This window comes from Pseudoalteromonas sp. MMG006, from assembly GCF_018101025.1.
Lineage (GTDB): Bacteria > Pseudomonadota > Gammaproteobacteria > Enterobacterales > Alteromonadaceae > Pseudoalteromonas.
Map to the genome: position 1 here is coordinate 303,528 of NZ_JAGJEJ010000003.1, position 23,555 is coordinate 327,082.

General features: G+C 38.8%; 17 protein-coding genes and 1 tRNA gene. 5 read left to right on the top strand and 13 right to left on the bottom strand.

Annotated features, from left to right (window positions below):
* Window positions 1–408, bottom strand: coding sequence for a hypothetical protein (locus J8L73_RS05600; protein ID WP_210998733.1), 408 nt, complete (start codon window positions 406–408; stop codon window positions 1–3).
* A gap of 165 nt (window positions 409–573) precedes the next feature.
* Here J8L73_RS05600 and J8L73_RS05605 point away from each other — a divergent pair.
* The 4 genes from J8L73_RS05605 (at window position 574) to J8L73_RS05620 (ending at window position 7,568) form a co-directional block, all read left to right on the top strand.
* Window positions 574–649, top strand: a tRNA-Ala gene (locus tag J8L73_RS05605).
* A 185-nt stretch (window positions 650–834) separates the two neighbouring features.
* The gene (locus J8L73_RS05610; protein WP_211015312.1) at window positions 835–2,097 is read left to right on the top strand and encodes an extracellular solute-binding protein; all 1,263 of its coding nucleotides are present in this window, start codon (window positions 835–837) and stop codon (window positions 2,095–2,097) included.
* Between the two features lie 44 nt (window positions 2,098–2,141).
* Window positions 2,142–5,303, top strand: coding sequence for a response regulator (locus J8L73_RS05615; protein WP_348771960.1), 3,162 nt, complete (start codon window positions 2,142–2,144; stop codon window positions 5,301–5,303).
* 66 nt (window positions 5,304–5,369) lie between these two features.
* Window positions 5,370–7,568: an EAL domain-containing protein gene (locus J8L73_RS05620; RefSeq protein ID WP_211015348.1), complete on the top strand. Its 2,199-nt coding sequence runs from the start codon at window positions 5,370–5,372 to the stop codon at window positions 7,566–7,568.
* 54 nt (window positions 7,569–7,622) lie between these two features.
* Here the strand turns inward: J8L73_RS05620 and J8L73_RS05625 are convergent, their stop codons facing one another.
* Together J8L73_RS05625 and proB are read right to left on the bottom strand one after the other, a co-directional pair.
* Entirely contained in the window at window positions 7,623–8,870 is a 1,248-nt protein-coding gene (locus J8L73_RS05625) for a glutamate-5-semialdehyde dehydrogenase (protein WP_211015316.1), read from the bottom strand.
* Window positions 8,867–9,973 carry a glutamate 5-kinase gene (gene proB / locus J8L73_RS05630; RefSeq protein ID WP_210998729.1) on the bottom strand — a complete coding sequence of 369 codons (1,107 nt, stop codon included), beginning with the start codon at window positions 9,971–9,973 and terminating at the stop codon, window positions 8,867–8,869. The genes J8L73_RS05625 and proB overlap by 4 nt, the downstream gene beginning before the upstream one ends.
* An 859-nt stretch (window positions 9,974–10,832) precedes the next feature.
* Here proB and J8L73_RS05635 point away from each other — a divergent pair.
* The gene (locus tag J8L73_RS05635; protein WP_211015319.1) at window positions 10,833–12,680 is read left to right on the top strand and encodes a sodium:proton antiporter; all 1,848 of its coding nucleotides are present in this window, start codon (window positions 10,833–10,835) and stop codon (window positions 12,678–12,680) included.
* Between the two features lie 86 nt (window positions 12,681–12,766).
* Here the strand turns inward: J8L73_RS05635 and J8L73_RS05640 are convergent, their stop codons facing one another.
* The 10 genes from J8L73_RS05640 to tsaE all read right to left on the bottom strand — a co-directional run bounded on the left by J8L73_RS05640 (window position 12,767) and on the right by tsaE (window position 23,516).
* Window positions 12,767–13,405, bottom strand: coding sequence for a tetratricopeptide repeat protein (locus J8L73_RS05640; protein ID WP_211015321.1), 639 nt, complete (start codon window positions 13,403–13,405; stop codon window positions 12,767–12,769).
* Window positions 13,406–13,516: 111 nt separating this feature from the next.
* Window positions 13,517–14,830: an adenylosuccinate synthase gene (locus J8L73_RS05645; protein WP_210998726.1), complete on the bottom strand. Its 1,314-nt coding sequence runs from the start codon at window positions 14,828–14,830 to the stop codon at window positions 13,517–13,519.
* Window positions 14,831–15,045: 215 nt separating this feature from the next.
* The gene (gene hflC, locus J8L73_RS05650; protein WP_210998725.1) at window positions 15,046–15,924 is read right to left on the bottom strand and encodes a protease modulator HflC; all 879 of its coding nucleotides are present in this window, start codon (window positions 15,922–15,924) and stop codon (window positions 15,046–15,048) included.
* Window positions 15,925–15,929: 5 nt separating this feature from the next.
* Complete coding sequence (gene hflK / locus J8L73_RS05655; RefSeq protein WP_210998724.1) at window positions 15,930–17,099, bottom strand: FtsH protease activity modulator HflK; 1,170 nt, start codon at window positions 17,097–17,099, stop codon at window positions 15,930–15,932.
* 100 nt (window positions 17,100–17,199) lie between these two features.
* Complete coding sequence (hflX, locus tag J8L73_RS05660) at window positions 17,200–18,489, bottom strand: ribosome rescue GTPase HflX (RefSeq protein ID WP_211015322.1); 1,290 nt, start codon at window positions 18,487–18,489, stop codon at window positions 17,200–17,202.
* Window positions 18,490–18,504: 15 nt separating this feature from the next.
* Window positions 18,505–18,768, bottom strand: coding sequence for an RNA chaperone Hfq (gene hfq / locus J8L73_RS05665; protein WP_007375939.1), 264 nt, complete (start codon window positions 18,766–18,768; stop codon window positions 18,505–18,507).
* 81 nt (window positions 18,769–18,849) lie between these two features.
* A complete protein-coding gene (gene miaA / locus J8L73_RS05670) occupies window positions 18,850–19,740 on the bottom strand; it encodes a tRNA (adenosine(37)-N6)-dimethylallyltransferase MiaA (RefSeq protein WP_247659583.1) in 891 nt (296 codons plus the stop codon).
* Between the two features lie 37 nt (window positions 19,741–19,777).
* Complete coding sequence (mutL, locus tag J8L73_RS05675; protein WP_211015326.1) at window positions 19,778–21,622, bottom strand: DNA mismatch repair endonuclease MutL; 1,845 nt, start codon at window positions 21,620–21,622, stop codon at window positions 19,778–19,780.
* Between the two features lie 31 nt (window positions 21,623–21,653).
* Window positions 21,654–22,997 carry an N-acetylmuramoyl-L-alanine amidase gene (locus tag J8L73_RS05680; RefSeq protein ID WP_210998721.1) on the bottom strand — a complete coding sequence of 448 codons (1,344 nt, stop codon included), beginning with the start codon at window positions 22,995–22,997 and terminating at the stop codon, window positions 21,654–21,656.
* A 54-nt stretch (window positions 22,998–23,051) separates the two neighbouring features.
* Entirely contained in the window at window positions 23,052–23,516 is a 465-nt protein-coding gene (gene tsaE, locus J8L73_RS05685; RefSeq protein WP_210998720.1) for a tRNA (adenosine(37)-N6)-threonylcarbamoyltransferase complex ATPase subunit type 1 TsaE, read from the bottom strand.
* Between the last annotated feature and the right edge of the window lie 39 nt (window positions 23,517–23,555).

Genomic DNA, 23,555 nt, shown 5'->3' on the forward strand with positions numbered 1-23,555 from the left:
TTACAAACAACGCCCTCGAAGCTGCACACTTAAATCGCGCCAAAGCACTTCATTCACTTCGTGTTTGTCTGGGCAATAGTTACGCGATGCTAGCTCTTCATTTAAAAGCTCTACAGCTTGATCTTCTAACTGCAGTTTTAATACACTCGACTCTTCAAAATGCTCTTGTTCAATATAACGCTGCACATCCGAACGATTAGGTCTTTTTTTACCGCCTCGTCCACCACCATCATCTAAATTAATATTACTGCGGTGCTTTGCCTTAACCGACACAACATATGCAAACAACTTATTGCCTTGCTCATCTTGCTTTTCGTGGAATTGTTTATTATTTATTTCAAAAGGAGGCTCGTCATTTGTGGCGCAACCCGCGAGTAAAACCATAAGCGCTAGAACAGATTTTTTCATTGTTTTTATCGTTTTAGTGTTGAATTAAGCTGAGTCTATCAAAAATTAGTGTAAACAGTGAAAAATTACGAAAAAATACTTGACCAATTTTATAAAAAAACTTAAAGTTCGTCCCGCTTGGAACTCAGCAGCCAAGTAATTACGAAATACGTAATTTAGGAATGTGGGGCTATAGCTCAGCTGGGAGAGCGCCTGCCTTGCACGCAGGAGGTCAGCAGTTCGATCCTGCTTAGCTCCACCACTTTCCTACCCCTTCTTTTATACCTTTAGTAACTTTCTAAAAATACTCAAATATCAGTCTGTTTTATCATTTAATCCTATACTCTTTTTTTATTAATTATAATTTTTATATTGTGCTGTTAACTTGTGTCTTTGCATGTTGTTGGCTATACATAATGTCAAACATATTAATACTTTAGGCTTAACATGGATTTGCATAAACGCTCCTCATTAAAAAAGTTAGCAACCATAGGGCTAACCGCAGGTGCTATTACACATGTTCCATATGTATTTGCTCGAAAAAAAGTAACTTTAAGAGTGTTAGGTACCCACGTAACTCTGCAAGAAGCCATTCGTAAGCAAGCCATGAGCGACTTAGGTATTAATATAGAGTTCTCCCCTGCAGGTAGCGCAACGGTGCTACAAAAAGCGTCAATGAATCCAGGCTCTTTTGATTTATACGAGCAATGGTCTAACAGTATTAATGTACTTTGGAATGCGGGCTCTATACAGCCAATAGCGAAAAATCGTTTATCTCACTTTAACGAAATAAATTCTTTAACCAAGACTGGTAAACTTACTGAAAATGCAAATATAGGCGCAGGAGATGCTCCTTATAAATTACTTAACGTGCAAGACGACGGTACGTTAAGTGCACAAGAAAGCGATTCCATTAGCTTTTTACCCTATGTACATAATGTTGACTCCTTTGGCTATAACACTGAATTTATAAAGCCCGGTATTGCTTACGAAACCGAGAGCTGGAGCTGGTTACTAGATGAAGCCAACAGAGGAAAAGTTGCGATAGTAAATGCCCCCACCATTGGGTTGTTTGACCTTGCTTTAGCTGCCCAAAGCAAAGGGCTAATTAAATTTAAAAATATAGGTTCAATGACACGCTCAGAGCTCGACAGGCTATTCAGCATTCTTTTAGATTATAAACGCCAAGGCCACTTTAGTGGCTATTGGAACTCAGTACCTGAGTCTGTTGAATTTATGAAAAGTAATCGAGCTCATATAGAAAGCATGTTTTCCCCAGCTGTTTCAGCCCTAAATAGTCAAAATGTTAATGTTCGCTTTGCGGCGCCAAAAGAAGGTTATAGGGGATGGCACGGGGTTATGTGTTTATCATCACAAACACAAGGTAGCGTTAAAGACGCAGCTTACGATTATATGAATTGGTGGCTTTCTGGCTGGCCAGGCGCATTTATTGCTCGACAAGGTTATTACATTAGTAACCCTGAGCGATCTAAGAGCCTTTTATCTCAAGCAGAGTGGGACTTTTGGTATGATGGTAAAAAAACGCCTGTCGATCTTTTAAATACCAATGGAGATATAGCAATTAAAGCAGGAGAAAGCAGAAACGGTGGCAGCTATGTTAAACGCTTTAGTAATGTTGCAGTTTGGAACTCAGTGATGCCTACCTACGACTACAGCTTACAAAAATGGTATGAGTTAATTAGCCGATAATGTTAACTCGCTCAATAAAGTCAAAAATAACATTAGCGCTGTTTGTGCTAATCAGTTTACTGATCATTCAAAGCTATTTATTTAACTACTCACAAAACACCTTGCTGTCTTTGCAAAAAGCGCAGCAACAGGCGCTTGTTCAAAGTAGTAACGTAACACAACTTGAAAACGAGGTGATTTCTCTACAAAGCCAAGCAATTGCTTTTATAGATAAAGCAAATAAAAGTACAATTGATAAGTTTAATTTGTATTTCAATCACGCCAATATAAGCTTAGGAAAACTAAAAAATAGCATCTCACAACGCTCACCTGAGTATCAAAATATATTAATACGCCTTGATGAGTACCTACACAATTATAAAGAAACATTTGATCAGACTGTACTTAACAGAAATAAAAGAGAGCGTCTTTATTCAGAACAATTCCAAAAGCCAATAGAATCATTAATACTTGAAATTGAACAACTACAAATAGACGCAACTCAGCAAACTATCTACGCAGATACTTTACTCACAATTAGTAACCTAGAGCATGCTGTAGTGAGCTATTTATACCAGCCAAACTTTGACGAAGCTCAAAATGTGAAGCAAAATTTAAATCACTTACAAACAAAGTTAACTAGTATCACCAGCGATAATCACTCATTTTTAACAAAAGTTGATGAATTAAAAAAAGCATACAACCAACTTATTTTGCTTACTCGCAGTTATACTTTTTCAACCAATGTAGTGCTAACAGGCATAGAAAACGAACTACTCTACCTAGCCACTCAAATAAAAAATATTGAACATGAAAAACTGTCTGAAACAGAAAAAAAACTGAGCTCACAACTAGAAAGTAATACAGATCAAGCAAACGTATTTGCTGCTTTAATTACCATAATTATTATTTTAGCAAGCTACTTTATTTTTAATGCTGTCATTAAACCTATTACTCAGTTAACCACGCTATTGAATGGTATGAGTAACGAGAAGAAAATTACATTAAATAATAGTAACCAAAACCAAAGTGAAATAGCCTCAGTTATTAGAGCAGCCAATACACTTTATGAAAAAAACAAACAAACTAAAGAGTTACTAATAGAAACCCAAGCTTTAAACATACAAATGGAGTCAATGAATAAAGATTTAACGGTGGCTATTTCACAAGCCAAAAGCGCGAATAAAATGAAGAGTGATTTTGTAGCAAATATGAGTCATGAGTTACGCACTCCCATGAACGGTATATTAGGTATGCTGCAATTATTAAGAGACGGTGATTTAGCAACTAAACAACAGCATTATGCTGATAAAGCCTACTCTAGTGCTCATAATTTACTGCATATATTAAATAATATTTTAGATTTTTCTAAACTTGAGTCAGATAAAATAAAAGTAGAGAAAATCCCTTTTACTCTCGATTCGATTATTAAAAATACGACAAACCTTTTTAAAGACAGTGCTAATCAAAAGGGATTAAATTTAGAATTTAACTTGCATGCAGACCCTAACCTTGAGCTTATTGGCGACCCTTTTCACCTAAATCAAATAATCAATAATTGCATTGGAAATGCGATTAAGTTTACTAAATATGGAAAAATTCAATTAATTATTGAAACTATTGCACAACAAAAAAACATAATTAATCTGCGTTTTTGTATTAAAGACACTGGTATAGGCATGGATGCAGAACAGCAAAAGCAAATATTTAATTCTTTCTATCAAGGTGACGCTTCAACCACTCGCAAGTACGGCGGAACGGGCTTAGGTCTTACAATAAGCCAAGAATTTACAAAGGTATTAGGTGGGGAAATACAAACAAGAAGCGAGAAAGGTAAAGGAAGTGAGTTTTATTTTACTCTTCCATTTGAAATTGCACCTCAGCACAAATTAAAAAAACGCGCGCTGTTAATTACACAGCATAAAGAACAAACAGAGCAGCTGCTTTCTCTACTAACTAGTATAAATATAATTCCAGAGACAACCCAAGAGCCACTTAGAGCGCTGGCAAAAGTCTCTCAGCCAAGTTCCCCTTTCGACATTGTTATTTTGACGCTTTGCGAGGAAGAAACTAAAAACAGTATTATTTTGCAAAAGCTTATTGAGAGTGCTCAGACAGGTACTCAAAAGCTAAAAATAATTGCGATTATAACTGACACCGATACCCCTAATTTAAGTAACATGCCACATGATGTTCATATCATAACTAAAAGCTACCGTAATTCTGAACTTTTAAAATTACTAGCTCCAAATGGCTCTCCTAAACAAGTTATACATGAAAATCTTATTCAGTTTACAGGTAATAAAGCACTGATTGTTGATGACAGCCCACTCAATATTGAGGTGACAACTGTCATGCTAGAAAAACTAGGTTTAGAAGTATTTAGTGCATTAAACGGCCAACAGGCCATTGAAGCAGTGGAAATGCACGTTTTTGATATTATTTTTATGGATATTCAAATGCCAGTAATGGACGGCATAACAGCAACACGAACTCTAAGAGAGAATCAGGAGCAACTTCCTATTGTTGCATTAACAGCCGCAGTTCTTCCTGAGGATAAAAAAGCCGCGATAAATGCAGGGATGAATGATTTTTTAACTAAACCTCTTATTTTTGACTCGCTTTATGAATGTATAAAAAAACATTTAACTACAAATAAAAATAGAATGGTGCTGAATATTCCCGTAGCCTTAGAGAACTTAGAACAGAATAGAAAACTTATTAATAAGCTTTTGGAGCAATTTGCAGCAGATTACAGAAGCTTTAGTGTTACATTCAAAAAGCACTTAGATGCTAACAACAGCGCTGAACTGGCTAGAAACACACACGCGATTAAAGGCTTAGCAGGTACGTTAGGGCTCGAAAAGCTAGAACTAATAGCAAAGGAAGTAGAGCGGCAAATAAATAATAAGGAGCCTATTTTATTTTCACAGTTAGATGGGCAGTTAATACTCACATTTCATGCAATTAAACAATATTTGCTCACACAGCAGTTAAGTGAAAAAGAGCCTATGGGCGAGATTCATAACCTTGATGAATCTATAGATGCTATTTACGAATTAGCTGTGAGTGCTAAACCGATTCCAAATGATTTATTAAAAAATTTAAACAGCTCTACCTTAGAAACATCACATCCATTACACCAGCTTAAATCCGCAGTAAATCAATTTAACTATCAACTTGTTATTGAACTTATAACTCAGTATCGAAATGGTGATTTTAATTAGCCAATATTAAAAAATTAAGCTAAGTTATATTAGTTAATATATCTAAAAGGATTGAATGTGCACGCGATGTATTCGGCTGAAAAAAACAATGATTATCATAATCAAAAACACAAACCATTAGTTTTAATTGTTGATGATGAGCCTAACAATCTACACGTTCTGGTTGAAGGTCTGCTAACCGATTATGATGTTAGGATTGCAACTAGTGGTGAGCAAGCGCTTGTATTTATAGAATCGATAAAACCTGATTTGATCTTGCTTGATATTATGATGCCTGGCATGGACGGCTATGAGGTATGCAAAACACTAAAATCTCGACAGAATACTAAAGGTATCCCGATCATTTTTGTTACTGCGATGACCAATGAAGACTCTGAAGAGCATGGGTTTGCATTAGGTGCCATTGATTATATACATAAACCCTACAAACTTGCGCTAGTAAGGGCTCGTATTCGCACACACATCACCTCTCAAGGTATGCTTGATAGGCTTATAGAAAAAAACTTCGATCTACACGATAAATTATTAGAAATAGAGTCTTTAGCACAAGAGTTAAGTGAAAGAGAAGAAGAGCTAAAGCAACTATCATCCAAACAAAAGCTTTTTTATCAAGCACTCACAAGCACAGCCGATGGCGTTGTAATTACAGACTCTCAAGGTGAAATAATTGCTGTTAACCCGTCGTTTTGCCGAATAACAGGCTTTTGTGAAGCTGAGGCTCTAGGCACTCAGCTGCATAAGTTAAAACAAAATAATCAACCCGGCATTAGTTTTAATAACGTATGGCAACATGCAAATAAGGCGGGATATTGGAGTGGTGAACTTGTTACTAGGCGTAAAAATGGTGAGCTATACCCAGAACTTTTAACACTAAGTATGGTTAAAGGCGATCAAGATACCAATATACATTTTATTGGTGTATTTAGTGACATATCGAGCATAAAAGTTACCCAAGAAAGAATAGACTATTTAACTTGGCACGATGAGCTCACAGCCTTACCAAATAGAAACGGCTTTTTAAAACAGCTTGAACAACAATTACAAAATTGCTCCAATGAACACAGTTATGCCTATATTTATATTATTGATATAGATAGCTTTCACTCTATAAACGATGGTCTAGGTTTGCTAGCTGGCGATAAAGTATTAAAAGAGCTCGCCAACCGAATTCACAAAAAACTTGATAAAAAAGATGTGATAGCTCGCCTAGGTAGTGATGAATTTGCAGCGTTAAGCAGTGTGGATAAGGGCGTAGGAAGGCTTAGAACACAAGAAATAGCAGAACGAAAAGCGCAAGAGCTATTAAGAGTCATTAATGCCCCCTTCATGATTGAAGACCAAGAGATTAGTATCACCATAAGTATAGGAACTTATATATTCCCTCGTGAAGATCAATGGGAAAACGCTATTGAAACAATAAGGAACTGTGAGGCAGCTTGTTATAAAGCAAAAGAAAAAGGTGGTAACAGAGTTACTTTCTTTGATAATTCGTTTGGGGAGCAAGCAAGGCGCAGATTTGAAATAGAACAAGATTTACGCAAAGCTATTTCACAAAATGAGCTGTCGCTTTATGTACAATCACAATTTGATGGTAAACAGCAGCTAAAAGGTGGCGAAATTTTACTACGTTGGACTCACCCACAAAAAGGCTTTATTAGTCCCGCTGAATTTATTCCGGTAGCTGAAGAATCGGACATCATTTATGACCTGGATTGCTGGGTACTCTCTAATGGACTTAAACTTATTGAGAGCTTAGATGAGCGTCACCGAGACTTAAGTCTTTCTATAAATATAAGTGGAAGGCATTTTCACGAATCACGCTTTTTATCTCAAATACAAACCGAAATTGAAAAATATAATATACAACCAAATCAACTAACAATAGAAATTATTGAAGGCACATTACTTAATCATATGGAAGCAGCTGTTGAGGCGGTACGTTTTCTTAAAAACTTGGGTGTGCGCGTATCAATTGATGATTTTGGTACTGGGTATTCAAGCTTAACCTACTTAAAACAGTTGCCTATACAAGAGCTAAAAATTGATCGCTCGTTCGTTTTTGATGCACCGACTGATAATAACGATAAATTAATAATTGATATGATAGTAAGTTTAGGTCGTGTATTTGAATTAGAAGTGATTGCTGAGGGGGTAGAAAACCAATCTCATTTTGATTTGTTAAAAGAGTACCCTGAAGTAATTTTGCAGGGCTATTACTTACATAAGCCAGAGCCTGCAAATGACTGGTTAGAAAAACTAAAGTAAAACTAAAAAGCCGAGCAGTTTAACGACTCGGCTTTTTTGACTAGCCCGCAGCTATTATTCGCGAACTTGCCCGACACCATTAACTAAGTATTTTTCAGTCGTTAATGACTCTAAGCCCATAGGACCATATGCATGCAGCTTAGTGGTAGCAATACCAATCTCTGCGCCTAGGCCAAGTTGAGAGCCATCTGAAAATCGAGAAGATGCATTTACCATAACTACTGATGCATCAACACTGCGTTGAAACAGCTCTGCTGTCGTGTCGTTTTTAGTACATATTACTTCGGTATGGTTAGAACCAAACTGAGCGATATGATCAACTGCAGCGCTGAAAGTTGGCACGACGCGAATAGCTACCTCAAGATCTAAGTATTCTTCACCAAATTCGTTATCGGCTAGTACGGTTGCATCATCAAAATACTTTGCTGCAGTGCTATCGGCATTAATTTTTACGCCTTCTTGGCGTAATACTACGGCACATAAATTTAAAAATTCATCAGCAACATCTTGGTGAACTACTAAACCTTCAAGTGCATTACAAACGCCGGTACGTTGTGTTTTACCATTAAGTAGTAAGTTAAGTGCAATCTCTAGATCAGCATCTTTATCTACGTATAAATGACACACACCTTTAAAGTGCTGAATAACAGGAATAGTGCTGTTCTCAGTTACAAAGTTAATTAAACCTTCGCCCCCGCGAGGAATAATCAAATCGATGCTTTCGCGTTGCTGCATTAATTCCATCAATAAAGCACGGTCAGGATCAGGAATAACAGAGATAAGTGAAGTTGGTAGATTATGCTTATCAAGCACACTGTGCATTACACTTGCGATAGCTTGTGAGCTTTTAAGTGCTTCCTTACCACCACGTAAAATAACACCATTGCCTGATTTGAAACAAAGTGCACCCGCGTCTGCTGTTACATTAGGGCGAGCTTCGTAAATCATACATACAACGCCTAGAGGTACGCGCATTTTGCGAATTTTAATACCGTTTGGTCGCTCAGTGATGTCACGTAACTGACCAACAGGATCATCTAAACTCACAATTACCTCAATACCTTCGGCCATTGCCTCGATACGTTCATCATTTAAAGTTAGACGGTCGATCATAGAGGCTGCTAAATTATTATCACGCGCTGCACTCAAGTCACTTTCATTTTCTTTAATGATAAACGCTTTTTGAGCGCGTAGCGCTTGAGCCATTTCTGTTAATACTTGGTTTTTAGTCTCGGTGTCGAGTAAAGCAAGTGTTGTCGCAGCTTTTGCTGCCTGGCGTGATATATCCGTAATTAAACTCATGACTTCTCCAATAATGCGATATCTTTTTCAGAAATTACAGGACCAATTGAATCCTGCATTTTTTCACTAAATTCACTCTGCTCGTTATCTGCAATAAAGTTTAACAAACAGCTACTATAATTTGCGGTCGCTTTGGCTAAACGCGTACCGTCTTCACTTCGTACTAAAATGGTGTCGCCAACGGCAAATTCACCATGTACTTCCATAATTTCATCACCACGGATACAGCCGCTTTCACCTTCTAGAGACTCATCAAATGAGCCATCGACTACTACTTCACCTTGCTCATTTGCCGTGTGCGTCATCCAGTGAACTGAATCTTGCATTGGTTTTTCATATGGTGAGAATACTGTTCCTGGGTTGTCACCGGCTAATAAACGAGTAAATGTCTCTTCTTTAAAACCGTTAATAATATAAGTAGCAATACCATGTGATGTTGCTTTTTCAGCGGCCTCAATTTTTGTTTTCATGCCGCCCGTGCCTACTGAACTTGTAGCACATCCTGCCATAGCATAAATAGACTCATCAATTGATTTAATTTCAGGTAATAAAATAGCATCATCATGCAAATTAGGGTTTTTATCGTACAACCCATCAACGTCTGAAAATATTAATAGCGCGTCTGCATCAGCGGCAGCTGCCACCATGGCAGATAAGTTGTCATTATCACCGACTTTTAAATCATCCGTTGTGACTGCATCATTCTCGTTGATAATTGGTAGGATCCCATGCTCAAGCAGAGTAAAAACAGTTTCTCGAATACTTTGGTAACGCTCACGATCACGCAAATCGCCGTGTGTTAATAATAATTGTGCTGAAGGAAAATCAAAAAAGCGGTCCCACATAGCAATCATTTCTGTTTGACCTGCAGCCGCCATTGCCTTTTTCATAACAACTGAACGAGGTTTATCTGAAGGAAATAAGTGCGACCCTGCCGCCACCGAGCCTGAAGAAACTAAAATAACCTCAATACCACGGGCACGACAACGAACAATAAACTGTGCGATGGTTAATATGTAGCGCGAACGACAGCCATCTTGATCTGGTGCTATCAGAGCACTACCAACTTTAAGTACGATACGTCGCCAATTTAACTTTTGCATAAATGTTCCACTTTCCATTTTATTTGTGCTCAGCTTTCGTGAGCTAAAACTTAGTAGCCACGTTTATAAACATAGCTGCGAATTTATTTAATCATTTAAAACACTTTTTTGCGCACACACAAAAACCATATCTAAAGCCTTAGCTTTAAATTTGAGGTCATATAAAAATAGCAACAACTCAAAACCTGAGCGGCACTAATTAAAAAATTTAAAAGTGTTGTTTATGCATCGCTGTAAAAAGCTGTGTGTGGCTTTTTTATTAACAACATACATAGAGCCTCTAAAGTCTGATACACCAACAGATAGGGTGAAGACCAAAGGACCGAGATTTAACCGCCACGATGGGGGTAAAATATTGAAAGTAATAGTTCAACTCAAACCTTTGTTTATTTAAAAAATTAAATAAACGTGTTTAGTAAAACCATACCAATAGTTCAGTAAATGATTTTTTATAGCGTTCTAATGCCTGATTAGTCATTAACAACTGATTATAATGATTAAAAATGACGTTATGATTAACAACGCAATTTTTATTAAATAAACATAATTAGATAACTAATTATTAGAACACAAAGTATATTACGCTATTTTATGCTTTAAAATCAAGGTTAAAATTCGTGCTAAGTAAATACAAAATGATCCTTGAAGGTTATTTTTGATTAAAATTCAATAAATTGAATTGATACAGCTTAACAAAATAAGCTAGTCACCCTCTCGCAAAAACCCGAATGCCGACTAAAATTCCTTAAGTAATTAAAATTAAATTAGTAAATATAAACTTTCGCGTGTATACCCCTGTATTAATAACTAACAAAAGTTATACTTTTAAATAACGTCATCAATAAGGAATTTTTATTCTATGTCAGCAATTTATATAGCCGGTATCGCACTTTGCTCCGTACTTGCCCAATGGGTAGCGTGGGCGTTTAGGGTACCCGCTATTCTCTTTTTATTGCTTACTGGTCTTTTACTCGGGCCATTTAGTGGTGTTTTAGACCCTGATGCACTCTTGGGTGACTTATTATTTCCTGTTGTGTCGCTAAGTGTAGCTGTGATTTTATTTGAAGGTTCTCTCACCTTGCACTTCAGAGAACTTAAAGGAATAAGCAAGGTGGTGCGCAATTTATGTTCTATAGGAATGCTAACTACCTGTATTATCATTAGTCTCAGCGCTTATTGGTTATTAGAGCTGAATTGGCGTGTGGCTGCAGTGTTAGGCGCCGTTTTGGTTGTTACAGGCCCTACCGTTATAGCACCGTTACTGAATTCAATGCGCCCTACACAAGATATAGATCGCATTTTGCGCTGGGAAGGTATTGTTATTGACCCAATAGGCGCGTTATTTGCGGTTTTAGTATTTGAAGCGGTAATGCTTGTAGGCCAAGGCGAAGTACTTAGCCACACTATTATTGCTTTATTCAAAACACTGGGTGTTGGACTAAGTATAGGTGTCGTAGCAGGCTGGGTAACAACGCAACTTATGCGCCGTGAATGGCTGCCATTTGAGCTCCATAAGTTTGGTATTTTGGCACTTGTACTAATTAGTTTTTCTGTATCAAACTATTTAAGCCACGAATCTGGCTTATTAGCAGTCACCGTATTTGGTATATGGCTGGCAAACCAAAATGATTTGGAAATAGATTCAGTTCTAGAATTTAAAGAAGATTTGTCGATGATTTTAATATCGACACTGTTTATTTTACTTGCCGCCCGATTACAACTCTCTGATTTAATGATGCTTGATAGCGATGTTTTCATCTTTTTAGCCGTCGTATTATTTATTGCGCGCCCACTGTGTATTGCAATATCCACTTTTGGAACTGATCTGCCCATGAAGTCTCGCTTGGTACTCTCTTGGATTGCCCCTAGAGGTATTGTTGCTGCGGCAGTAGGCTCTGTATTTGCGTTAAGTATGATGGAAGCTGGCGTGGCAGATGCTGAAAAAATGGTGCCGTTAATATTTACTGTAATTATTATCACTGTCGTATTACAAAGTTTAACAGCCATACCTGTGGCTAAATTGTTAGGTGTGCGCCAACCATCACCTAATACTATTTTAATTATTGGTGCTAACCATGTATCACGGGCTATTGGTCGAGGCTTAAAAGAGCAAAACATACCCGTTCACTTATCAGATCCAGCTTGGGAAAACTGTAGAATGGCGCGCATGGATGGATTGCCTTGTTATTATGGTAATCCGCAGTCGGAGCATGCTGAGCGCTATTTACCATTAACCACCATTCGAAGTGTATTAGCATTGTCGCCTAACAGGCATCACAATGCACTCGGCGTTCAGTATTTTTCTCATTTGTTAAATGAGAAAAATGTGTTTTCTTTGCGCTCATCTACCTCACATGCTAAAGCAAACAAAGACAGTGCCACATTTTTATCAAGACAGATACTGTTTGGTGATGATGGCTCATACGCACGCTTGAGTAGCATTATAGCTAAAGGCGGTAAAGTCAGTGCAACCCGTATTTCAGAAGAGTTTAGCTGGGAGCAATATCAAGAAATGAACTCTGAGGCTATCCCGTTATTTATATTGAAAGGTGATAAAGATAGCGATGACGATACACCTGTAAAACTAAGGCCATTTACAATAAATATGGAAAAGCCGCCTCAAGAGGGCGAACGTATTGTCGCATTACAACCTCCTAAAATGTCAGTTTTGAAAGATCCACAAAACAAGACTAAAGAAGAAAGTTAAGTCGCTTAAATTAATCTTAAAACACAAAACCCTAGCTCAAAAAGCTAGGGTTTCTTTTTATCTCAATTAATCAAAATTCTATTTGATTACATTGGCATGCGCGCTCGCGCTACAACACTGTCTGGCATCTTTTGCGCTAACTTACTCAGAGCGCGTTCAATTTTTTTATGTGTTGCTTTATCAGCCACCATTGAATTAAACAGCCACCTATAAGCATCCTCAAAGTCACGCGGGCTACCATAACCATTGTTAAACAACGTTACTAAACGTAGCTGCGCCTTTAAATTTCCTTGCGATGATGCTTCTCGTAAATATGTAATGGCCATCGCTTTATCTTGCTGCACTAATCGACCCGTGTCGTAATAGCGCCCCAATTGCTCTAATGCCGCCGCTAAGCCTTGCTCAGCCGCTTTACGCATGTAATACACGCCTAACTCTACATTTCGTTCAACACACACACTATAAGCCAGCATGTCGCCATATAAGAACTGATATGATGGTAACGCCATTTTATTGGCTCGCGCTTCAATATCTTGCACTAACTGGCAATCATCTGCCTTTACACGCTGCAAATGTGTATTTTTATTTATAAGTGCAATAAGCTCTGATTCAGTATATAGAGGTACTGCAGCAGGAGATTCATCTGCTAACGCATTGGTATTTATAAATAAAGATAACGACACTAACGGAACAGCTAGTACTGAACTTTTAAAAAATTGGCGCATGTTCACCACGTACAAAAATAGACTTACTAAATAATATACAAAGATCGTTCCAAGGTGAATTTTAGACACAAAAAAAGCTGCATTAAGCAGCTTTTTTTACATCATTGGTCATTATGCAAACGGGTTGCGAAGTACCATAGTCTCTACACGATCTGGGCCTGTAGAAATAATATCAACAGGTACACCTGTGATTTCTTCAATGCGCTTAATGTAGTCAATCGCTGCTTTTGGCAAACCTTCAAGGCTTGTTACACCAACAGTGTTTTCAGACCAACCAGGCATTTCTTCGTATACTGGCGTTACTTTCTCGTAACCTTCGGCAGCTAATGGCGTTACGTTTGTAACTGTGCCATCTTCAAGCTGGTAACCAGTACAGATTTTAAGTGTTTCTAAGCCATCTAAAACGTCAAGCTTAGTTAAACAAAAACCTGAGATGCTGTTGATTTGAACTGCACGGCGCATTGCTACTGCATCTAACCAACCAGTGCGACGAAGGCGACCTGTAGTAGCACCAAACTCATGACCTTTATCACCTAAGTGCTTACCTACAGGGTCTTGCTTATCAAGACCATCGTAGAGCTCTGTAGGGAAAGGACCTGAGCCAACACGTGTTGTGTACGCTTTAATAATACCTAAAACGTAATCAAGGTTTAACGGACCAAAACCTGCACCTGTAGCAACGCCACCAGCAGTTGTATTTGAAGACGTTACATAAGGGTAAGTACCATGATCGATATCAAGTAATGTTCCTTGTGCACCTTCAAATAAAATGTGCTCACCTGCTAAACGTGTTTGATCTAAAAGCTCAGTTACATCAACAACCATTGCTTTTAAGATATCTGCAACAGCCATTGCATCATCAAACGTTTTTTGGAAATCTACAGCGTCTACTTTGTAGTAGTTAACTAATGTGAAGTTGTGGTACTCAAGTACTTCTTTTAATTTAGCTGCAAATAATTCAGGATTAAATAAGTCACCTACGCGTAAACCACGGCGTGCCACTTTATCTTCGTATGCTGGACCGATACCACGGCCAGTTGTACCAATTGGCTTGTCGCCACGAGCAGTTTCGCGAGCTACATCTAATGCAACATGGAAAGGCAGGATCAACGGACATGCTTCGCTTATTAAAAGACGCTCGCGTACTGGTACGCCGCGCTCTTCTAGCATGCCAATTTCTCTCATTAGCGCTTCTGGTGATAAAACAACACCATTACCAATCACACATTTAACATTGTCACGTAATACACCCGATGGAATAAGGTGTAGAACTGTCTTTTCACCGTCGATAACTAAAGTATGACCCGCATTGTGGCCACCTTGATATCGAACTACTAAAGATGCTTTGTCTGTAAGGAGATCAACAACCTTACCCTTACCTTCGTCACCCCATTGGGTGCCTAATACAACAACGTTTTTACCCATCGTAAATTCACTTAGAGAAAATTAGGACGAGATTTTACCAGAAAACCAAACGAAAGATCACCCCTGTTCAGCTTATTTTTTCTGCGGGTAAAATTTAGAAGTAAAACAGAGGCTAATAACCACATAAATAACAGTAATTTAAACAACTAAAACGCATTAAACAAAAAGCCCCGCAAATGCGAGGCTTTATAACTTTTTAAATATTAGGGCTAAGCTTATTGCACTTTAGCGCCTTTCATATATTTAAAGAAGTCACTGTCTGGTGAAAGCACCATAACGTCTTGCTTATCTTTAAAGGTCTTTTTATACGCCTCTAAAGAACGTACAAAACCAAAAAACTCAGGATCTTTGTTGTACGCTTCAGCATATATTGCAGCAGCATCAGCATCACCTTGACCTCGTACAGAACGCGCATTACGCTCTGCATCAGCAAGCATTACCGTTACACGACGATCAACACCCGCACGAATAGTCTCGGCTTTTTCTTGACCCTCAGAACGATGCTCTTTTGCAACTGCAGTACGCTCAGCGCGCATACGTTGGTAAATAGAGCTACTAACTTCTTGTGGTAAGTTAATTTGCTTAACACGAACATCAAGTACTTCGATACCAAGTTCACGTGCGCTTTCAGAAGCTTGAACTAATGCTTCTTCCATTAATTCACTACGTTCACCTGACACAATTTCGCGAATTGTACGAGTACCAAAGTTAGTACGCAGACCATTGTTTACTTTTTGCTTAAGTAACGTTTCAGCATATTGCTTATCGCCTCGAGCACGTAAGTAAAAAGCGCTAAAGTCGTTTACACGCCATTTAACAAACGAGTCAACAATTAAGTCTTTTTTCTCGCTTGTAACAAAACGATCTGGCGTACCATCTAGCGTTTGAATACGCGCATCGATACGGCGTACTTGGCTAAAAAACGGCACTTTAAATTGTAGGCCTGGGCCATATACAATCGCTTTGTCGTCACTGTCTTTTTGCACCTTGCTGAATAACATTACAATCGCTTTTTGTCCTTCAGGTACTACAAATACCGATGAAAAAGACATAACAATGGCAGCTAATAGTATTACTAAACTAAAGTTTTTCATTATGATTATCTCCCATCATTAAAGCGGTCATTGTTAAAGCGGTCATTACCACTGTTAACAGAGCTATTGCGTGACGTATTAACTTTATTACGTAAGTCTTGAATATCACTTGAGCTAGGAAGTGCTACGCGAGTTGCAGTGCCTTGCTTGTCCATGATTTTATCAAGAGGTAAATACATCATGTTGTTGCCGCCTTTCACATCAACTAACACTTTAGAGCTGCTACCTAGCACCTCTTCCATTGCGTCAATGTATAAACGTTCACGAGTAACTTGCTTAGCCGCTTGATACTCAGGTAAGAGCTTTTCGAAACGTGCCACTTCACCTTGTGCTTCAAGTGTAATGCGTTCTTGATAACCCTCAGCTTCTTGCGTCATACGTGTTACTTGACCACGAGCACGTGGTTCAATTTCACGCGCATAAGCCTCGGCCTCGCGGATAAAACGTTCTTCATCTTCTTGCGCAGCAATTGCATCATCAAAAGCATCTTTAACTTCTGTTGGTGGGCGTGAGTCTTTAAAGTTAACGTCTGTTACGATTAAACCTAAATTATAAGGTTCGATGATTTTATTAAGCTCATCCCACGTATTTTGACGAACAACTTCACGTCCATTCGTTAGTACTTGATCCATTTTTGCATGACCAACCACATAACGAAGCGCGCTATCCAGTGCTTCTTCTAAGCTGTTATCAGCATTAGTGACACTAAACTTATATAGGTATGGGTCAATAACACGGTACTGTACTTCAAACTCAACGCTTACCACGTTTTCATCTTCAGTTAGCATAAAGCCCGAGGCCGATAATGAGCGAACTGCTTCAATATCAACAGGAATAACAGTTTCAATAAACGTCATTTTCCAGCGTAAACCTGGATCTGCAATTCGGTCGTATTTACCAAATTGAAGTACCACTCCGCGCTCAGCTTCTTTTACCGTATAAATACCACTTAACGCCCATACAATAACGGCGATAATAAGGATAAATGAAATACCGGCTCCGCCAAGTCCACCACCGCTACCATTGCCGGATTTTTTTCCGCCAAATAAGCCGCCTAACTTGTTACTAAACTTACGGAACACCTCGTCTAAATCAGGTGGGCCTTGATCACGTCCGCCTTTATTATTCCACGGATCTTTGTCATTGCCATTATTACCCGGTTCATTCCAGGCCATAGCTATACTCCATTGTTATCTAAATAAATTAGGAAATTGTGTTAAATCTAACAAATCTACCGCGTTTCTCATACTAAAACCGACGTTAATGCGTCAATTTTTAATTACGGCTGATAAAACCAGCAATTTCAGGACCAAATTCTTTAATTAAACGATTCCACTCAACCATTGGCATTCTAACATCTAATAACCAATTGCCTTGCTCATCAAAGCGTTCTTCGTGAACTGCATTTAACGTAAACAATGAAGCTCTCAAACGCCCGTACATAGGCGCTAGCAGTAACGTTTCGCTAAACATTTGCTTAGCTAATAGGTCGCTAATTGCTTCACTTAATAACTCACAACCCTCACCAGTTTGTGCACTTAGCCATATTCTTATAGGTTGGCCTTCGTCATCCCGATCAATTCTTGGGCTAACATCATCAAGTGCATCAATTTTATTGTATATAAGTAATTGCGGAACTTCATCGGCTTCAATTTCTTTAAGCACCGACTGAACTTGTTCAATGTTTTCTTTACGACGAGGGTCTGCCACATCAATAACATGTAACTGTAAGTCTGCCTCTCGCGTTTCGGTAAGTGTTGCTTTAAAAGCTGCGACTAAATCATGCGGTAAATGGCGTATAAACCCTACAGTATCAGCTAAAATTACTGAGCCTACATCGCCTATATCAAGCTTACGTAGTGTTGGGTCAAGTGTTGCAAATAATTGGTCAGCTGCATACACGTCAGAATCAGTGATTCGGTTAAATAACGTTGATTTACCCGCATTTGTATAACCAACCAACGACACAGTCGGGATTTCGTTGCGCGTACGCGCACGCCTGCCCTGTTCACGTTGCACGGCTACTTTAGCCAATCGAGCGCGAATGTTTTTAATTCTCGCACGTAATAAACGTCTATCGGTTTCAAGCTGCGTTTCACCCGGTCCGCGTAAACCTATACCACCTTTTTGTCTTTCAAGATGGGTCCAACCGCGAATAAGTCGGGTCGACATATGGCGTAACTGTGCTAGCTCAACTTGAAGCTTACCTTCATGAGTACGAGCTCTTTGAGCAAAAATATCGAGAATAAGTGTCGTTCTATCAAGTACACGGCATTGGCAAACGCGCTCTAAATTGCGTTCCTGAGACGGACTTAATTGATGGTTAAATATGACGACATCTGCATTGTGGATTTTGACAATTTCAGCTATTTCTTCTGCTTTACCGGTACCGACGAATAGTTTCGGATGTGGTGCTTGACGGCTGCCTTGCACAACCGCCAAACTACTAACACCAGCAGAAGATACCAACATTTCTAATTCATGAAGATCTTCACGATCGCCATCTTTAGGTAAGTCGATATGAACTAAAATTGCCTGTTCGCCGGATTCATAGCGGTCAAACAAGCATTACGCTCCTAATTAAAAGTTTCCAGCTTCTGGTTCTTCAGTGCTCTCATCCCCTTGAACACCTTGGAAGTTGACTGCGCGAGCAGGTACAACTGTTGAAATTGCATGTTTATACACCATTTGATTTACGGTGTTTTCAAGTAAAATAACAAATTGGTCGAATGACTGAATTTTACCTTGTAATTTTATGCCATTTACCAAAAAGATTGATACTGGAATGCGCTCACGACGTAGTGCATTCAAAAATGGGTCTTGTAACGATTGGCCTTTTGCCATGTTATTATTCCTTCGTTCTAGGTGTTATTATAATTAAGTGGCTGAACTTATTTAAATAAACTAAATAATTTTCAACTACTACTAGCTTAGCGAACTTACTACACGATGCAAGTTTTCTTCATCACCTGTTGTTAACCAAGTAACATCAGGCCAACTGCGTAGCCACGTTAACTGACGTTTAGCCAATTGACGTGTTGCTGCAATGCCGCGAAAAACCATTTCATCATGGCTTGTTTCACCCGCAAGGTAATCCCACATTTGTCTATAACCTACACAACGAATAGAAGGCATATTGGGATGTAAATCCTTACGTAGATATAGGGACGAAACTTCATTTTCAAACCCCTGATCAATCATTATTTTAAACCTTTCTTCAATTCGCTTATGCAATTCACTGCGCTGCTGTGGCGCAATGGCAAATTGATGAAAAGTATAGGGTAAAGATGGCTGCTTTTGCTTTTGCAACTCAGTCATTGTTTTACCTGATATACGATAAACTTCTAAAGCGCGATTAATTCTTTGTGAATCGTTTTCACTTATTTTTTCGGCAGCTTTAGGGTCAACTTTAACTAGTTCTTTATATAAGTAAGGCCAACCATGCTCATTAGCTTGTGCTTCAAGCTCTGCTCGTATAGTTGCATCAGCCTCTGGCAATGGTGATAAGCCATCAATTAAAGCCTTAAAGTACATCATTGTACCGCCAACAAGTACAGGTACTTTACCTTGATTATGAAATTCATCAATTTTTTGTACCGCATCTCGCCTAAAGTCGGCCACCGAGTAGGTTTCACTCGGATCCAGTAAATCAATTAAATGATGCGGGGCACGTGCGAGTTCTTCAGCGTCTGGTTTTGCAGTGCCAATATCCATACCTTTATACACTAACGCTGAATCGACGCTGATAATTTCAGTATTTAAATGCTCACACAACGAAATTGCCAATGCTGTTTTGCCAGCTGCGGTTGGGCCCATTAAAAATATGACCGGTAAATTACTCAACACGAACACCTTAGTTTAATTGCGTTAAATAGCTATTTAGCTCTATTTTAACTGCTTTCTCTTGCAAACGTTCAATTGTTTGCGGATTATTTTGTAAGCGAATTTGTTGCTCTAAAAATACATTACTTGAATAAAAGCGAGTAGGTACACACGCTAACTGCCATTCAAGCCAACTTTCAATATTTTCAAACTCTAACTTACATGCACTCAGTAAATGTTCAATTGCATTCGATACATCAAGTAAATACAAACAAGCAGGTAATTTTTTAACCATAACGAATTGTTTTTCTATAACAAGTTCAAAGCCAAGTAAGGTAAACCATGATTGTTGCGCTGCTATTATGACGCAATCTTCTGTTGATAAATTGACTCTTACTGGTAATAAAAGCGCTTTACCTTCAAGGCTCCCTAACTCTTTTATTTGGTTATGCCAATCATCAAGCAATGCATATTTAAAGTGCGAGCAATAAAGTTGCTCCTGTAAACTGAATACGCATAAGCCTTCGGTTACACTTAATATTGCAACTTCGTTTAGCTTTGCGGGCTGTTCATTACTAAAAGTATTGCTCGCAGTGCTTGTAACATTGTCAAAATGCGCCGCATGTTGCTCACTTACACCTTGATAAAACGCATTTACGTCGTGATGATTAGTCGCTTCATTGCTACGATAAGCATTATCGCTCCCACCACTTGAAGAACGTGAGGTAGAGCCGCCACCAAAGCCTGAGTTAGATGGCTGTAATTGCGATTTGGGGTAATCAAAAACACCTGCCGACTGTGTTATTTCATTACCTGTATACAAAGACTCAGAACCAGCTGTTATAGCCTGTTGCGCATTGTCTATTGATTCACTAACAAACTCACCTTGTAAAGGTACTACAACTTGTTTAATAGCCTGTAAAATAAAGTCATGTACTAAGCGACCTTGATGAAAACGCACTTCGTGCTTTGCAGGATGTACGTTTACATCAACCTGGCGAGGATCTATATCAATATAAATAACAAAACCAGGTAACTCTTGTGCACCGCTCACTTCTTCAAATGCTTGGCGTATAGCATGCAATATAAGCTTATCGCGCATCATTCGATTATTTACATACGTGTACTGTGTTGTATTAGCTGAGCCGACAGGTAAAACCCAGCCATGCAATTGCAAACCGCCCTCACCAGATTGAATATGTAAACCTTGTTCTGCAAATGCTTTACCAGCTACTTGCGCAACGCGAGTAATAGCTTGAGCAGGGTCTGTTTTAGCGCGATATTGCCTTACAACCTTTTGATTGTGAGTTAGCGTTATAGACACATCAAAGCGACTAAGTGCAATACGTTTTATAAGCTCATCAATATGAGTAAATTCGGTTTTTTCGGTGCGTAAAAATTTACGCCGTGCAGGGGTATTAAAAAATAAGTCCTTAACTTCTATTGTAGTTCCATCGGGGTGGGCAACAGGTTTAACTTGCACCGCCATATCGCGGCCTTCTGCAAATGCTTGCCACGCAGCTTCTTGTTCCTTAGGTTTTGAGCTAAGCGTTAAACGCGATACAGAGCTTATGGATGCCAGCGCCTCACCTCTAAAGCCTAATGAACAAATATTCTCTAAATCATCAAGCGATTTTAATTTGCTCGTCGCGTGGCGAGAAAGCGCAAGTGTTAGCTCATCTTTACCTATACCCGAGCCGTTATCACGAATACGAATAAGCTTATGGCCGCCCCGTTCAATGTCTATTTGAATACGCGTAGCGCCCGCATCTAAGCTATTTTCTACTAACTCTTTTACTACCGACGCGGGGCGCTCTACCACTTCGCCTGCAGCAATTTGGTTGGCTAAACGCGCGGGTAATATTTCAATACTCATGAACGTCCTAACAAATATTTTTACTGAGGATTTAACTTTGCGGTATATCGAGTTCTTGACCAATAAACAGCGTATTTGAGCTAAGCTTATTAGCCTGTTTTAATTTACTAACTGTTACCCCATAACGACTTGCAAGCATACTTAAAGACTCACCAGGGCGTACTTTATGTTTGGTAGGATATTGCGATTTAAGTTTTGCAAATAACGAGTCATCAGGCGGGTTTTTTAAATAATAATTTTTAATAGACGTAAATATCGCTTTAGCTAAGCGCTCTTGATGATTAGCACTTTTAAGCAAACGCTCCTCTCTTGGGTTAGATATAAACCCAGTTTCAACTAAAATAGAAGGAATGTCAGGCGACTTTAAAACAGCAAGGCTTGCATGTTGAGGATCTTTTTTATGCAGTTTAGCTACCTTTTTAAGCTCTTTAACTACTTCATCGGCAACGCTTAGACCGGTCTTCATTGAGTGATCCATCGACATATCAAGTAATGCTTGCGCTAAGTATTTTTCGTTAGCAGCATCTTTAATTACATCTGCAGCTCCCCCTAAAAGCTCAGAGTGTTTTTCTTTATCTTCTATCCATTTACCTATCTCAGAGTTAGCTCTACGTAACGACAATACCCACACAGAAGCGCCATTAGGACCTGGGCTTGTAAATGCGTCAGCATGAATAGAAACAAAAAAGTCCGCCTTTTTTTGACGAGCACGATTAGTGCGAGTATTAAGTTTTACAAAGTAGTCACCACTTCGCACCATGCGCGAAATCATTCCCCGCTCGCCATCTATCATGCGCTCTAAGCGCTTAGCAATTTGTAAAGTAATCGTTTTTTCATATGTACCTGATGGACCAATAGAGCCTGGATCTTCACCACCATGCCCCGCATCAATAGCAATAACAATATCGCGCTCTTGGCTTAGCTGACGGTTTTTAGCTGCTGTTTGCGCAGGAGACGCGACGGTTTGCTTTTGAGCTTTATTGTATAAATCGACCACTAATCTATTTTTATAAGGGCCTGCGGGTGCTAGTGCGAAAATAACCGGTTTAACAGGAGAGCTTAATTCGAACACTAACCGAACACTTTTCTTATTTTTAGGTTTAGAGTAGCGAAGTTTACTAACTATTTGATGCTTTGACGGTATACCGGGTAATATTTTCAGCTCGTTAGTATTGTCTAAATCAACAACTAAACGGCTCGGATTTTTAAGCATAAAATAGCTAAAATCTGGCTTTTCATCTAAATCAAATACAACGCGAGTGCTATCTGGTGATGGCCAAACTCGGGCACTGTTAATCGTATTTTGCGCCCACAGTGGCAAGCTCACAGCAAATACCATAAGGGTAAAAAGAAATTTAGTTATACCTCGAGTCATTTTAATAACCACTGCCTTAACTATTTTTTATTATAAGAGCTAGCTTTATGTATCTTAGCTATTTAGTTTTTCGACAATTGCTACACCGCGCTCACTTGCACTATTAATAACAATTTTTCGCTCATCGCCTACATAGCTTAGAGTAATATCTAAATCAGGCACAGGAATAAATTCACCACCTTTTTCGGGCCATTCAACTACGCATATAGCATCAGCAGAAAAATAATCTCGTATTCCCATGTATTCAAGCTCTTCAGGGTCACCTAAACGATACAAGTCAAAGTGATAAACGTTAGCTCGCTCAAGTTCGTAAGGTTCTACCAGTGTATATGTTGGGCTTTTCACCTTACCTGTATGGCCAAAACCTTGCACCACACCTCGCGTAAATGTTGTTTTACCAGCACCTAAATCACCATGTAAATATATAACCGCACCTTGCTCTACAATAGCAGCAACCTGATTACCCATTGCTACTGTGGCTATTTCATCATTTAAGTGAGATTGGAAACTACGCGTCATTACTACCTCAAAAATTTACTTAAAAGCGCATGTTTGCTA

Coding starts and splice junctions, on each gene's coding strand:
- J8L73_RS05600 (WP_210998733.1), bottom strand. CDS start 408: ATGAAAAAATCTGTTCTAGCGCTTATGGTTTTACTCGCGGGTTGCGCC.
- J8L73_RS05610 (WP_211015312.1), top strand. CDS start 835: ATGGATTTGCATAAACGCTCCTCATTAAAAAAGTTAGCAACCATAGGG.
- J8L73_RS05620 (WP_211015348.1), top strand. CDS start 5,370: ATGTATTCGGCTGAAAAAAACAATGATTATCATAATCAAAAACACAAA.
- J8L73_RS05625 (WP_211015316.1), bottom strand. CDS start 8,870: ATGAGTTTAATTACGGATATATCACGCCAGGCAGCAAAAGCTGCGACA.
- proB (WP_210998729.1), bottom strand. CDS start 9,973: ATGCAAAAGTTAAATTGGCGACGTATCGTACTTAAAGTTGGTAGTGCT.
- J8L73_RS05635 (WP_211015319.1), top strand. CDS start 10,833: ATGTCAGCAATTTATATAGCCGGTATCGCACTTTGCTCCGTACTTGCC.
- J8L73_RS05640 (WP_211015321.1), bottom strand. CDS start 13,405: ATGCGCCAATTTTTTAAAAGTTCAGTACTAGCTGTTCCGTTAGTGTCG.
- J8L73_RS05645 (WP_210998726.1), bottom strand. CDS start 14,830: ATGGGTAAAAACGTTGTTGTATTAGGCACCCAATGGGGTGACGAAGGT.
- hflC (WP_210998725.1), bottom strand. CDS start 15,924: ATGAAAAACTTTAGTTTAGTAATACTATTAGCTGCCATTGTTATGTCT.
- hflK (WP_210998724.1), bottom strand. CDS start 17,099: ATGGCCTGGAATGAACCGGGTAATAATGGCAATGACAAAGATCCGTGG.
- hfq (WP_007375939.1), bottom strand. CDS start 18,768: ATGGCAAAAGGCCAATCGTTACAAGACCCATTTTTGAATGCACTACGT.
- miaA (WP_247659583.1), bottom strand. CDS start 19,740: ATGGGCCCAACCGCAGCTGGCAAAACAGCATTGGCAATTTCGTTGTGT.
- mutL (WP_211015326.1), bottom strand. CDS start 21,622: ATGAGTATTGAAATATTACCCGCGCGTTTAGCCAACCAAATTGCTGCA.
- J8L73_RS05680 (WP_210998721.1), bottom strand. CDS start 22,997: ATGACTCGAGGTATAACTAAATTTCTTTTTACCCTTATGGTATTTGCT.
- tsaE (WP_210998720.1), bottom strand. CDS start 23,516: ATGACGCGTAGTTTCCAATCTCACTTAAATGATGAAATAGCCACAGTA.